The following is a 13,666-nucleotide window of genomic DNA, read 5'->3' on the forward strand; positions in this document are numbered from 1 at the left end:
CACTCCTTACGCGCTCAGCAACTGCTTCATATCTTCTTCAACCGTGGTCACGGAACGCAGACCGAATTTTTCGTTGAGCACCGCCAGCAGATCCGGCGTGAAGAAGCCGGGGGCGGTTGGCCCGGTGACAATGTTTTTCACGCCGAGAGAGAGCAGGGTCAGCAGAATGACGATGGCTTTCTGTTCAAACCAGGAGAGCACCAGCGACAGCGGCAAATCGTTCACGCCACAGCCCAGTTTTTCAGCCAGGGTGACCGCCAGAATAATCGCGGAATAGGCATCGTTACACTGACCGGCATCCACCAGACGCGGCAAACCTTCGATATCGCCAAAGTCCAGTTTATTGAAGCGGTATTTACCGCAGGCCAGCGTCAGGATCAGGCAGTCGTCCGGCACGCTGGTGGCGAAGTCGGTGAAATAATTACGCTCGCCGCGCGCGCCATCACAGCCGCCGACCAGGAAGATGTGACGCAGTTTTTCACGGCTCACCAGATCAATCAGGGTATCGGCGGCACCGAGCAGAGTCTGACGGCCAAAGCCGACGGTGATCAGATGCGGAATTTCGCTGTACGGGAAGCCCGCCATCTGCTGCGCCTGAGCGATGACCGGCGCGAAGTCATCACCTTCGAGGTGGCTGACGCCCGGCCAGCCAACGATGCTGCGGGTCCAGATACGGTCGTCGTAGGCACCGACGGTCGGATCGATAATGCAGTTAGAGGTCATCACAATCGGGCCAGGGAAGCGGGCGAATTCAACCTGCTGATTCTGCCAGCCGCTGCCGTAGTTACCGATCAGGTGTTTGAATTTACGCAGTTCCGGATAACCGTGCGCGGGGAGCATTTCGCCGTGGGTATAGACGTTAACGCCGGTACCGTCGGTCTGCTCCAGCAGGTTATACAGGTCTTTTAGATCGTGACCGGAAATCAGGATGCATTTACCTTCGGTCGCTTTAACGTTGACCTGAGTCGGCGTCGGATGACCATATTTGCTGGTTTCGCCGGCATCCAGAATGCTCATAACTTTGAAGTTCATCTGGCCGATTTCCATCGAGCACTCCAGCAGAGCGTTCATATCGGAAGGCCACGTCCCCAGCCACGCCATGATTTTATGATACTGCGCGTAGATGTCGTTATCGTACTGACCGAGTACGTGTGCATGCTCCATATAAGCCGCCGCGCCTTTCAGGCCGTACAGACACAGCAGACGCAGGCCGAGAACGTTCTCGCCAATATCGACTTTATCTTTATTCGGGGTGAAATCCGCCGCCTGACGCTGTAAGTCGCCTGAATCGTCACTGACCAGTTCCAGGTCGGCCATGGGATTAGTCACAGCGGCGCTGGCATCCACGCTCAGGCACTGCGCTTTCAGCGCCTCGCGCAGGGCAATGGCTTCGCGTGCATAGCCCACGATACGCGGCGAATCGAAGTTAACGTTGGTTAAGGTTGAGAAGAACGCGCGCGGCGCAAAGTTATCGATATGGTGGTCGATAATGCCGTATTCGCGCGCCTTGATGGCCCAGGCGGAAAGCCCCTGCAACGAGGCGATCAGCAGATCCTGCAGGTCAGAGGTTTCAGCTGTTTTCCCGCACATACCCTGCGCGTAAGAGCAGCCGTTCCCTGCCGGGGTACGGATGGTTTGTTCACATTGCACACAAAACATGGTCACACCTTTTTTAAAGTTATATTTAATATACATGTTTAAGATTATGCTGGTCATCGGGGGCTGAAAAGGGTTTTGTGAAGCAAACGACAGGGAGATTGATTTAGCGCAATTTTAGCGGTAGAGGACTACCGCCAAAGGAGTATCAGGCGGTAAAAAATGCCATCAGCAATGGCACCAGCAGACTCAGCAGAAAGCCGTGAACAATGGCAGCCGGGACGATTTCCAGCCCGCCAGAACGCTGTAAAACCGGCAGGGTAAAATCCATCGAGGTGGCTCCGCACAGCCCCAGCGCTGTCGAGCGGCTGCGGCGCACCATGCCAGGAATCAGCATGATCGCGATAAGCTCGCGCGCCAGATCGTTAAAGAAGGCGGCGCTGCCAATGACCGGGCCAAAGGATTCGGTGAGCAGAATACCGGAGAGCGAATACCAGCCGAAGCCGGAGGCCATCGCCAGACTGGTCCGCAGCGGCAGATCGAGTAACAACGCGTTGAGTGCGCCACCCGCCAGCGAACTGACCACCACCACCACGCCTACCATCATCCCCCGGCGATTGAGCACAATCTGTTTTAGCGTCATGCCGCTGTTACGCAGCTGAATGCCAATCAGAAACAGCAAGAATATTAGTGTGTATTCGCTGGCCTCGGTGGCGTGCTGTAAGACTGAAAAGTGGGTCAGGCCAAGGGCGAAGCCCAGGATCACCACGCCGCACAGTTTCAGCGATTCCAGCGCCATCGCAATACGCGACGGTAATTTCTCCTGCTGGTGGCTATGTCGCCAGGGAATGACGCGATCAAGCCAGACCAGCGCCGCAATATTACATAGCAAAATGACGGTAATACTGACCGAGGAATAGTGAAAAATCGCCAGCAGGTTGCTGGTCAGATTCTCCAGAAACGCGAGGCTGATCCCCATAAAAAAGAGGATGACGTAAACAATCCAGCTTAACAGACGGTTGATAACTTTAAGGGCGGCAGCATGGCGCAAAGGGATCAGATAACCAATAATCAACGGCAGAAGAATAATTAACAAACCCGAAAACATGAAACCCCAGTCCCTTCGTTTTATGAATAATGCTTGCTGACACTACCCAAAACAGCGAAGTGAGTAAAGGTGCATTAAAAAAGAAAAGTTATGCATCTCTGAGTCAAAAATAGCCGGTTTATCGCGCCATTGGGAAACCATAACCCGGTGCCAGAACAGAAAATTGGTGATATACAGTCAGAAACAGGGATATAACGAAAGTAAAGGAGACGCTATGCTTCTTGAACGAGTGGATATCGTGGGTTTTCGCGGCATCAACCGTCTGTCATTGATGCTGGAAGAGAATAACGTCCTGATTGGCGAGAACGCCTGGGGGAAATCCAGCCTGCTGGATGCGCTTACGTTGATCCTGGCGCCGGGCAACGAGTTATACCATTTTGTGCATGACGATTTCTGGTTCCCGGCCGGAGACGTCCAGGGCCGTGAACATCATCTGCATATTATTCTGACGTTTCGTGAAGCGTTCCCAGGCCGCCACCACGCCCAACGCTTTCGCCCGCTATCGCCTTGCTGGGTGGCCGGCGAGGACGGTTATCATCGCCTTTTTTACCGTCTGGAAGGTGAGCTGGCTGACGATAATTCCGTTATGACGCTGCGTGGATTTCTGGACGCCGCTGGAAACCCTTTTCCCATTGCTGAAATTGACGAAATAGCCCGCCATCTGATCCGGCTGGTGCCGGTCCTGCGCTTACGCGACGCCCGCTTTATGCGGCGTATCCGCAACGGCACGGTACCGAATTTTCCCGATGTGGAAGTGACCGCCCGCCAGCTGGATTTCCTGGCGCGTGAGCTGGTGGATCGTCCGCAAAATCTTTCCGACGGGCAGCTCAGACAGGGGCTGTCGGCGATGGCGCAATTGCTGGAGCACTATTTTGCCGAGCACAGTTCAGGTGAAACCCGCCATCGTTTGATCCGCCGCCGCTCGCGCAACGAGCAGCAGAGCTGGCGTTATCTGGACGTGATTAACCGGATGATTGACCGTCCCGGCGGACGCAGCCACCGGGTGATCCTGCTGGGGCTGTTTTCCACGTTATTGCAGGCCAAAGGAACGGTAAAACTGGATAAAGATGCCCGGCCGTTATTGCTGATCGAAGATCCCGAAACCCGCTTGCATCCCATCATGCTCTCTGTCGCCTGGCATCTGCTGAACCTGTTGCCGCTGCAGCAGATCACCACCACCAATTCAGGGGAACTGTTGTCACTGACCCCGGTCGAACATGTTTGCCGTCTGGTGCGGGAATCCTCGCGCGTGGCCGCATGGCGTCTGGGGCCGGGAGGGCTGAGTGCAGAAGATGGACGACGGATCGCCTTTCATATCCGCTTTAATCGACCGTCATCGCTGTTCGCCCGCTGCTGGTTGCTGGTCGAGGGCGAGACTGAAACCTGGGTGATTAACGAACTGGCACGGCAGTGCGGACACCATTTTGATGCCGAAGGCGTCAAAGTGATTGAGTTTGCTCAGTCCGGATTAAAGCCGCTGATAAAATTTGCCCGACGGATGGGGATTGAATGGCATGTGCTGGTGGACGGCGACGAAGCCGGGAAAAAATATGCCGCCACCGTGCGCAGTTTACTTAACAACGATCGCGAGCAGGAGCGCGACCACTTAACCGCGTTGCCCGCGCTGGATATGGAGCACTTTATGTATCGTCAGGGATTTGCTGACGTTTACTACCGGGTAGCGCAGATCCCGGAAAACGCGCCGGTCAATCCGCGCCGGGTGATCGTTAAGGCGATCCATCGCTCGTCAAAACCGGATCTGGCGATTGAAGTGGCGATGGAAGCAGGGCGACGAGGGACGGAATCTATTCCGCTGTTGCTGCGGAAAATGTTCTCCAGGGTGCTGTGGCTGGCGCGTGGCCGCGCTGATTAACAGTGATTGCGTATCATTAACCTTTCGTTGACAGCGTATTGCGATAGAATTAGCACCTCGCATCAAAAGCTCAGGTATCTGGAATTTTTATGAATTTGAAGGGAAGAGGCAAAAAGCGCTGGCTGCTGCTGTTAGTGGTCATTGTGGTGGCAGCATTCTGGCTGTGGCAGAAGCTTAATGCCCCGCAGCCGCAGTACCAGACGCTGATCGTGCGTAAAGGCGATCTGGAGCAGGCGGTACTGGCTACCGGTAAGCTGGATGCGCTGCGTAAAGTGGACGTTGGCGCACAGGTCAGCGGGCAGCTCAAAACCCTGTCGGTAAATATCGGCGATAAGGTGAAGAAAGATCAGCTGCTGGGGGTTATCGATCCTGAGCAGGCGGAAAACCAAATCAAAGAGGTGGAAGCCACGTTGATGGAACTGCGCGCGCAGCGCCGTCAGGCGGTCGCTGAAATGCAGCTGGCGAAGGTGACGCTCTCCCGTCAGCAGCAGCTGGCGCGCACCCAGGCGATTTCTCGTCAGGATCTGGATACTGCCGCGACCGAACTTGAAGTGAAACAGGCGCAAATTGGCACCCTCGATGCCCAGATCCAGCGCAATCAGGCCACCCTGAGTACGGCCAAAACCAATCTCGACTATACCCGCATTATCGCGCCGATGGCGGGTGAAGTGACGGAAATCACCACCCTTCAGGGGCAAACGGTGATCGCCGCCCAGCAGGCTCCCAACATTCTGACCCTGGCGGACCTGAGCACCATGCTGGTCAAAGCGCAGGTCTCCGAAGCTGACGTTATCCATCTGAAACCGGGGCTGAAAGCCTGGTTTACGGTGCTCGGCGATCCGCTGACCCGCTATGAAGGGACGTTAAAAGATGTGCTCCCGACGCCGGAAAAAGTGAACGACGCCATTTTTTACTATGCCCGTTTTGAAGTGCCAAACCCGAAAAGCATCCTGCGCCTGGAGATGACCGCGCAGGTGCATATCCAACTGTCCGGCGTGCGCAATATTCTGACCATTCCGCTTTCCGCGCTCGGTGACGCCACCGGCGATAATCGTTATAACGTCCGGCTGTTGCGTAACGGCGAAGTTCACGATCGCGAAGTGACTATCGGCGCGCGTAATGACACCAGCGTAGAAGTGGTCAAAGGGCTGGATGAAGGCGATGAAGTGATCGTCGGTGAAAAGCAGCCCGGAGATAAATCGTGACGGCACTGCTTGAGCTGACGGATATCCGCCGCAGCTATCCTTCCGGCGAGGGCAGCGTTGAGGTGCTGAAAGGGATTTCCTTGCGCATTGAGGCCGGAGAGATGGTGGCGATCGTCGGCGCGTCCGGCTCCGGTAAATCCACCCTGATGAATATCATTGGCTGTCTGGATAAGCCGACCGGCGGAACCTACCGGCTTGCCGGGACGGACATTGCTACCCTGGACAGCGATGCGCTGGCACGCCTGCGACGCGAGCACTTTGGCTTTATCTTTCAGCGCTATCATTTGTTGTCTCACCTTACCGCCACGCAGAACGTGGAAGTCCCGGCCGTGTATGCGGGGACGGAACGCGCGGCGCGACTGAAACGCGCCCGCGAACTGCTTGATCGGCTGGGACTGACTGAGCGGGCTGATTATCAGCCCTCGCAGCTCTCAGGCGGGCAGCAGCAGCGCGTCAGTATCGCCCGCGCCCTGATGAACGGCGGTCAGGTGATCCTCGCGGATGAGCCTACCGGCGCGCTGGACAGTCGTTCTGGTGAAGAGGTGATGGCGATCCTGCACCAGCTGCGCGATCGCGGGCATACGGTGATTATCGTTACCCACGATCCGGAGGTTGCTGCGCAGGCCGAACGCATTATTGAAATCCGCGATGGCGAAATCATCAGTAATCCGCCGGCGAAAACAACGCGCTCTGGCCCGTTAACGCAGACAAATCAGGCGACGGTGCCGGGCTGGCGGCAGTTTAGCAGCAGCTTTCGCGAGGCGTTGACAATGGCGTGGCTGGCAATGGCGGCAAATAAAATGCGCACGTTGCTGACGATGCTGGGGATCATCATCGGTATCGCTTCCGTGGTCTCGATTGTGGTAGTGGGGGATGCTGCCAAGGAACTGGTGCTGGCGGATATCCGCGCAATCGGCACCAATACCATTGATGTCTATCCTGGCAAAGATTACGGCGATGACGACCCGCAGTATCAGCAGGCACTGAAATATGACGACCTGACCGCGATCCAGAAACAGCCGTGGGTAAAATCAGCGACGCCTGCCGTGTCGCAGAACCTGCGGCTGCGCTATAACAATCTGGATATGGCCGCCAGCGCCAACGGCGTCAGTGGACAGTATTTCAACGTCTACGGGATGACCTTCAGCGAGGGCGCGACTTTTAACGACGAGCAACTGAAAGGGCGGGCGCAGGTTGCCGTGCTCGACAGCAATACCCGGCGTCAGCTTTTCCCCAACAAAACCAATGTGGTCGGAGAAATTATTCTGGTGGGCAATATGCCCGCGACGGTGATCGGCGTGGCGGAAGAGAAGCAGTCGATGTTTGGCAGCAGTAAAATTCTCCGCGTCTGGCTTCCCTATACCACGATGGCGGGAAGGGTGATGGGGCAGTCGTGGCTGAATTCCATTACGGTACGCATCAACGATGGCTATGAGAGCGCCCAGGCTGAGCAGCAGCTTACTCGCCTGCTGACCCTGCGTCACGGTAGAAAGGATTTCTTCACCTGGAACATGGACAGCGTCTTGAAAACGGCAGAAAAGACCACACGTACTCTTCAGCTGTTCCTGACGCTGGTGGCGGTGATCTCGCTACTGGTTGGCGGGATTGGCGTGATGAACATCATGCTGGTCTCGGTCACCGAGCGCACGCGTGAAATCGGTATTCGTATGGCGGTTGGCGCGCGGGCCAGCGATGTGCTGCAACAGTTTTTAATCGAAGCAGTGCTGGTCTGTCTGGTGGGCGGGGCGCTGGGCGTCAGTTTATCGATGCTCATTGCCTTTACGCTACAGCTGTTTTTGCCGGGCTGGGAAATTGGATTTTCTCCCCTCGCGCTGCTGACTGCTTTTCTTTGTTCAACCCTTACCGGCGTATTGTTTGGCTGGCTTCCGGCACGTAACGCCGCCCGGCTCGATCCGGTGGACGCGCTGGCGCGTGAATAATTAAGATAAAAAAATGCCAGTCATAAGGGCTGGCATTTTGACGGCGGGATGTACACAATGGAGCTGGAGCTATGCAACCGCTTCGGCTTCGAAAGGGACGATCAAGCTGGCATGATTGCCTTTTGGCCCCTGGTGTACATCAAACCGGACGGCCTGCCCGGCTTTTAGCGTTCTGTAACCATCCATCTGAATGGTTGAATAGTGGGCGAAAATATCCTCGCCACCGCCTTCGGGGCAAATGAAGCCAAACCCTTTGGCGTTGTTAAACCACTTAACTGTACCCGTTTCCATGCTTCGACATCCTTCAGAGATCTTTTGCAAGTAAGATGGAATGAACCGGTGTTAGATGGGAGTTGCTCAAAACCTCGTCAACTCCAGTTTGTACAATTTAGAGAATTCGGGCATCGCGTCAAGTGATTCACCAGAGGTGGCGGGGTAAAATGCGCTAAAATTTGAAGCAGTTAACGCTATTGACCAGGAATGTGACAGAAGTCGCGGATGATAACGATAGATGATAGTTATCTAAGATCTATTGTAGATTCATAGTATGCATAGACTCACGTCAGCGGTAATAAAAGCGAGCCGGTAACCGTAACTGAAGATGACGACTGACAATGAGTAAAGCGAAAGATTGGCTGGATTTCGACCAAATTACACAAGATGAGCTGCGCGACGCGCTAAAACCGCCATCTATGTATAAAGTTATGTTAATGAACGATGATTACACGCCGATGGAATTTGTTATTGACGTGCTGCAAAAGTTCTTTTCTTATGATGTAGAACGTGCAACGCAACTGATGCTTACGGTTCACTATCAGGGTAAGGCCATTTGTGGGGTGTTTACCGCCGAGGTCGCGGAGTCGAAAGTGGTGATGGTGAACAAATACGCAAGGGAGAACGAGCATCCGTTGCTGTGTACGCTGGAAAAAGCCTGATTAAGGCAAACTATTGAGGGGGTGCCCAATGCTCAACCAGGAACTGGAACTCAGTTTAAATATGGCTTTCGCCAGAGCGCGCGAGCACCGACACGAGTTTATGACCGTAGAGCACTTGCTGCTGGCTTTGCTCAGTAACCCATCTGCCCGCGAAGCGCTTGAAGCGTGCTCCGTGGATCTGGTGGCGCTGCGTCAGGAACTCGAAGCCTTCATCGAACAAACCACACCGGTGCTGCCCGCCAGTGAAGAAGAGCGCGACACGCAACCGACGCTCAGCTTCCAGCGTGTTTTGCAGCGCGCGGTCTTCCATGTTCAGTCTTCCGGCCGTAGTGAAGTGACCGGCGCGAACGTCCTCGTGGCCATCTTTAGCGAGCAGGAATCGCAGGCCGCCTACCTGTTACGTAAACATGAAGTCAGCCGCCTTGATGTGGTGAATTTCATCTCTCACGGCACCCGTAAAGACGAGCCGAGCCAGTCTTCCGATCAGGGAGGCCAGCCCGGTACTGAAGAGCAGGCAGGCGGGGAGGAACGGATGGAAAACTTCACGACCAATCTTAACCAGCTTGCTCGCGTAGGCGGTATCGACCCGCTGATTGGCCGCGATAAAGAACTGGAACGTGCTATTCAGGTACTGTGCCGCCGTCGCAAAAATAACCCGCTGCTGGTGGGCGAGTCTGGCGTAGGTAAAACCGCCATTGCGGAAGGTCTGGCGTGGCGCATTGTGCAGGGTGACGTGCCGGAAATTGTGGCTGACTGCACGGTCTACTCGCTGGATATCGGTTCATTGCTGGCCGGTACCAAATACCGCGGCGACTTTGAAAAACGTTTTAAAGCGTTGCTCAAACAGCTCGAGCAGGACGAAAACAGCATCCTGTTCATTGACGAAATCCACACTATCATCGGCGCCGGTGCGGCCTCAGGTGGTCAGGTGGATGCGGCTAATCTGATCAAACCCCTGCTTTCCAGCGGCAAAATCCGCGTGATGGGATCAACCACCTATCAGGAATTCAGCAACATCTTTGAGAAAGATCGCGCGCTGGCGCGTCGTTTCCAGAAAATCGATGTCACTGAGCCTTCTGTAGAAGAAACGGTGCAGATCATCAACGGCCTGAAGCCGAAGTATGAAGCGCATCATGACGTACGCTATACCGCTAAAGCGGTGCGTGCGGCGGTTGAGCTGGCGGTAAAATACATCAACGATCGTCATCTGCCGGATAAAGCCATTGACGTGATTGATGAAGCGGGCGCAAGGGCGCGTCTGTTGCCGGTCAGCAAGCGCAAGAAAACTATTAACGTGGCCGATATTGAGTCCGTTGTGGCACGCATTGCGCGTATTCCGGAGAAAAGCGTCTCGCAGAGCGATCGTGATACGCTGAAAAATCTCAGCGACCGCCTGAAAATGCTGGTCTTTGGTCAGGATAAAGCCATTGAGGCCTTAACCGAAGCCATCAAGATGGCGCGTGCCGGGCTGGGTCACGATCACAAACCGGTCGGCTCCTTCCTGTTTGCCGGGCCAACGGGCGTGGGTAAAACCGAAGTGACGGTACAGCTGTCAAAAGCGCTGGGTATTGAACTGCTGCGTTTTGATATGTCCGAGTATATGGAACGTCATACCGTCAGCCGTCTGATCGGTGCGCCTCCGGGCTATGTCGGTTTTGACCAGGGCGGTTTGCTGACCGATGCAGTGATCAAACATCCGCACGCGGTTCTGCTGCTTGATGAAATCGAAAAAGCGCACCCGGACGTCTTTAACCTGCTGTTGCAGGTAATGGACAACGGTACGCTGACCGACAACAACGGGCGTAAAGCAGACTTCCGCAACGTGGTGCTGGTCATGACCACCAACGCCGGTGTCCGCGAAACCGAGCGTAAATCGATTGGTCTTATCCATCAGGACAACAGTACCGATGCGATGGAAGAGATCAAAAAGATCTTCACGCCGGAATTCCGTAACCGTCTGGACAACATTATCTGGTTTGATCACCTCTCAACCGAGGTTATCCATCAGGTTGTCGACAAGTTTATTGTCGAGTTGCAGGTCCAGCTTGATCAGAAAGGCGTCTCCCTGGAAGTCAGTCAGGAAGCGCGCAACTGGCTGGCGGAGAAAGGTTACGACCGGGCAATGGGCGCACGTCCGATGACGCGTATTGTCCAGGATAACCTGAAAAAACCGCTGGCAAACGAGCTGCTGTTTGGTTCGCTGGTCGATGGCGGTCAGGTAACGGTTACGCTGGATAAAGAGAAAAATACGCTGACCTATGGTTTCCAGAGTGCGCAGAAGCATAAGGCGGAAACGGCGCATTAAGGCTTTTTGAAGTTAACGGGAAGCGGGCTGGTGACAGCCCGCTTTTTTTGTGCACAGAAAACCCCCTGCCAGGCTGGGATTCAGTAAAGCTTTCAGCCAGTTATTAAAACCCCTTTTGACTTGTTAAAACACCTTGCGGTCTGGCAACTTCAAGAGTCAAACAAGAAATCAAAAGGGGTTCCAATTGGGGGCGAAAAGAGCTTAGCGCACACCCAATGGAACTGTAAATATCTCATAGTTTTGCACCTAATACCGAAGACAGGCGTTCTATCGAGAGAAACGTAGAGCAATAGACGGGATCCTGAGAAAGCTGTGTGAATGGAAAAACGTACGTATTCTGGAAGTGGAATGCTGTCTCCACTCAGGGGGCGGTATTTTGCGTTAGCCGTGGATCAAAAGTGAAAGGGTATTCTTTTACCGATGCTTTTATCTGGCTAAAGTCAGGATGAAGAGGGTTAAGAATGGCATTGTTTTCGTAGGGAACAATACAGGACGGCAGGATGAGGGCAAGGGCGCTTTGCGCTTCCAGCCAGCCAGTGCCGAGGTCCATTGTCGAAACGGGGGCCGGGTTTTCCTGCCAGTCTTCAGGCAGCCATTTTTGATCAAGGTACTCGACTTTATCATCATCAATTTCAATTGAATAAAGCCGATATTGATTAAGAATTCTATCTTTCTGCACGTGCACCAGCAATTCCAGAGAAGCAAGCGCGATAGAGGCAGAAACGTAAACGGCCGGATGCCCCTTATGGTTCCACCGGCCGCCATACTGACTTGCTCCGTTACCTGTCCAGGCTTCGCTGGCATAACGTTGGGTTACCAGACGATATAAAATCACGCAAACACTCCGTGTTCTAGTCTGCCGATAAGATCGGTGACTTCCAGCGCGCCGCTTTCCGTAGAAACAAGGGAAACAGGCGTTACGTTACCCAGCCCCCTGACCGGAGTTTGTAACCAATGCCAGGCATCCTCTTTGTTGCCAAAATATTGTACGGCGGTATCCATTACTCTGACCAGTCGCGCAATACGCTCGCTTTCATCTGGCGTCAACGCCCGCCCTGCGCTTTTACGCCGGGAGACGTTTCGTTCATTTATGCCGGCTACGCGCAGAATGTCCGATTTCGACATTTCAGTCCATTTATGGATATCGTCCAGGATGCTAACCGGCAGCCCCTGACTAAGCAACTGTACCAGCTTTAAGCCCCGATTAGCGGGCAAACCAGCGTAACGCCAGAGCGCATTACCGGCAGGTTTCTGATCCGGGATCCAGGTTTTCATCACTCCTCCTGATTGGTCATTTGTCTTTTATTAGTATAGACATTTGTCTGGTTGTACAAAAGCTAAAAATGTAATCAGGTGATTTGATTCCAGGATTGTTGCCTTAAAGTGGTAACCTAAAAATGACCCTTTTATTTTTGTTTCGCTTAACTTTTTGAATTTTAAAAGAGTTAAGAGGGAGGGATAAGAAGGATCTGAGGGAGGAGTTCTGGTTTTATGATAAAGAACAAAGGGATAGAGTAGTGTTGTTCTGGTTCACTGCCATGCATTCCCGGGGGAAACCTATTCATTTAAATCCAGGTTAAAAAACGCCCGCCCCAAAGTCTCTCATGATGTTCACGGATCACTTCGGCGGAAAGTAATTCAGCATCAACGGTCGTATGCAGTCCTTTCTTCATAAAAACGCGGTAACCAAGTCCGTGCGCCATTCGAATTGTTGTATCCACGCAATACTCCGTTTGTGCGCCACAAAATTCAATTTCATCAACCTTAAGCTTTTGCAAAAGAGCGGCTAAGGCTGTCTTATAAAAGGAATTCGCATGTGTTTTAGCAACAAAATGATCGCCGTCCCGCGTATCCAGCTCGTCCATTAACGACCATTGCAAGGAGTGTCGGGGCAAGTCTTCATCCTGATGCTGAATAAAGATAATCGGCTCGCCTGCTTTTCGGTATAACGCGATCCGTGTGTTAATGTCCGCTAAAATATTCTGAAGGCTGAAAAGGGGCTTTTCACGAGTATGAAGTCCCTTCTGCAGGTCAATGACAATTAAAGCACGCTTCATCTTTTCCATTTTCCTTTTCTAAAAGCATTAAAGGGCTCTTTCACCCCGCTTTTAGCGGCCTTTTTTGCTTCGTCTGAAACTGTTTGTTATTCTGACAAAACGCTCGCCGCACAATTTTTTAATGTCAGAAACCTGCTCATCGCCGATTTCCAGCAACTGATAGTAGACGAAATTATATCCCCATCAATAGTTTCATTAATCGGCACAGGCAACAAAAAAGGCCGGGAAAATTCCCGGCCTTTCGGTATCTGTTCGCCTCTACAGGGCGTGAAAACAATCAGCGACTACGGAAGACAATGCGGCCTTTGCTCAGGTCGTACGGGGTCAGTTCAACAGTCACTTTGTCGCCCGTCAGGATGCGGATATAGTTTTTACGCATTTTACCGGAGATGTGCGCAGTGACCACGTGACCGTTTTCCAGTTCTACGCGGAACATAGTATTAGGCAGCGTTTCAAGAACGGTACCCTGCATTTCGATATTGTCTTCTTTGGCCATCTAGTCCTCTGGGGTATCACTACCATTTTTTTGAATCGGCAAGATAATGCCGAAGTTCATCAATTAAGTAAAGTTTTGTGCGCATAAAACGCAAAAAGTAGTCTTGGCGCATTGCCCTGCTTCACACGGCTTCGCCGTACGACAAGCGCAA

12 protein-coding genes and 2 pseudogenes are annotated in these 13,666 nt (G+C 53.3%); 7 read left to right on the top strand and 7 right to left on the bottom strand.

Annotated features, from left to right (window positions below; genetic code table 11):
- Nucleotides 1-6: 6 nt before the first annotated feature.
- Both hcp and P0H77_RS08480 read right to left on the bottom strand, forming a co-directional pair.
- Nucleotides 7-1,659 carry a hydroxylamine reductase gene (gene hcp, locus P0H77_RS08475; RefSeq protein ID WP_276164435.1) on the bottom strand — a complete coding sequence of 551 codons (1,653 nt, stop codon included), beginning with the start codon at nt 1,657-1,659 and terminating at the stop codon, nt 7-9.
- A 145-nt stretch (nt 1,660-1,804) separates the two neighbouring features.
- Entirely contained in the window at nt 1,805-2,704 is a 900-nt protein-coding gene (locus P0H77_RS08480) for a lysine exporter LysO family protein (RefSeq protein ID WP_276164436.1), read from the bottom strand.
- A 214-nt stretch (nt 2,705-2,918) separates the two neighbouring features.
- On the opposite strand from P0H77_RS08480, the gene P0H77_RS08485 reads away from it, so the two are divergent.
- The 3 genes from P0H77_RS08485 (at nt 2,919) to macB (ending at nt 7,722) form a co-directional block, all read left to right on the top strand.
- On the top strand, nt 2,919-4,577 hold the full coding sequence (locus tag P0H77_RS08485) for an ATP-dependent endonuclease (RefSeq protein ID WP_276164437.1): 1,659 nt from the start codon (nt 2,919-2,921) through the stop codon (nt 4,575-4,577).
- 89 nt (nt 4,578-4,666) lie between these two features.
- Nucleotides 4,667-5,782 (top strand): macrolide transporter subunit MacA, encoded by a 1,116-nt coding sequence (gene macA / locus P0H77_RS08490; protein WP_276164438.1) that lies wholly within the window; start codon nt 4,667-4,669, stop codon nt 5,780-5,782.
- Nucleotides 5,779-7,722, top strand: coding sequence for a macrolide ABC transporter ATP-binding protein/permease MacB (macB, locus tag P0H77_RS08495; RefSeq protein ID WP_276164439.1), 1,944 nt, complete (start codon nt 5,779-5,781; stop codon nt 7,720-7,722). Before macA ends, macB begins: the two co-directional genes overlap by 4 nt.
- Before the next feature lie 69 nt (nt 7,723-7,791).
- On the opposite strand, the gene cspD is transcribed toward macB, so the two are convergent.
- A complete protein-coding gene (gene cspD / locus P0H77_RS08500; RefSeq protein WP_176920619.1) occupies nt 7,792-8,013 on the bottom strand; it encodes a cold shock-like protein CspD in 222 nt (73 codons plus the stop codon).
- A 178-nt stretch (nt 8,014-8,191) separates the two neighbouring features.
- Between cspD and P0H77_RS08505 the strand changes: the two are divergent.
- The 4 genes and pseudogenes from P0H77_RS08505 to P0H77_RS08520 form a co-directional block, all read left to right on the top strand.
- Nucleotides 8,192-8,237, top strand: a pseudogene (locus tag P0H77_RS08505) (hypothetical protein).
- A 99-nt stretch (nt 8,238-8,336) separates the two neighbouring features.
- Complete coding sequence (clpS, locus tag P0H77_RS08510) at nt 8,337-8,657, top strand: ATP-dependent Clp protease adapter ClpS (protein ID WP_276164440.1); 321 nt, start codon at nt 8,337-8,339, stop codon at nt 8,655-8,657.
- A gap of 28 nt (nt 8,658-8,685) precedes the next feature.
- Complete coding sequence (gene clpA / locus P0H77_RS08515; RefSeq protein ID WP_276164441.1) at nt 8,686-10,962, top strand: ATP-dependent Clp protease ATP-binding subunit ClpA; 2,277 nt, start codon at nt 8,686-8,688, stop codon at nt 10,960-10,962.
- 183 nt (nt 10,963-11,145) lie between these two features.
- Nucleotides 11,146-11,317 (top strand): annotated as a pseudogene (locus P0H77_RS08520) (transposase); the annotation flags it as partial.
- A gap of 6 nt (nt 11,318-11,323) precedes the next feature.
- Here the strand turns inward: P0H77_RS08520 and P0H77_RS08525 are convergent.
- The 4 genes from P0H77_RS08525 to infA form a co-directional block, all read right to left on the bottom strand.
- Nucleotides 11,324-11,797: an RES domain-containing protein gene (locus tag P0H77_RS08525; protein WP_276164442.1), complete on the bottom strand. Its 474-nt coding sequence runs from the start codon at nt 11,795-11,797 to the stop codon at nt 11,324-11,326.
- Nucleotides 11,794-12,237: an antitoxin Xre/MbcA/ParS toxin-binding domain-containing protein gene (locus P0H77_RS08530; protein ID WP_276164443.1), complete on the bottom strand. Its 444-nt coding sequence runs from the start codon at nt 12,235-12,237 to the stop codon at nt 11,794-11,796. Before P0H77_RS08530 ends, P0H77_RS08525 begins: the two co-directional genes overlap by 4 nt.
- A 290-nt stretch (nt 12,238-12,527) precedes the next feature.
- The gene (locus P0H77_RS08535; RefSeq protein ID WP_276164444.1) at nt 12,528-13,028 is read right to left on the bottom strand and encodes a cysteine hydrolase family protein; all 501 of its coding nucleotides are present in this window, start codon (nt 13,026-13,028) and stop codon (nt 12,528-12,530) included.
- 268 nt (nt 13,029-13,296) lie between these two features.
- Entirely contained in the window at nt 13,297-13,515 is a 219-nt protein-coding gene (gene infA / locus P0H77_RS08540) for a translation initiation factor IF-1 (RefSeq protein ID WP_001040187.1), read from the bottom strand.
- Nucleotides 13,516-13,666 lie beyond the last annotated feature (151 nt).

It is taken from the genome of Superficieibacter sp. HKU1, assembly GCF_029319185.1.
Taxonomy (GTDB): Bacteria; Pseudomonadota; Gammaproteobacteria; order Enterobacterales; family Enterobacteriaceae; genus Superficieibacter.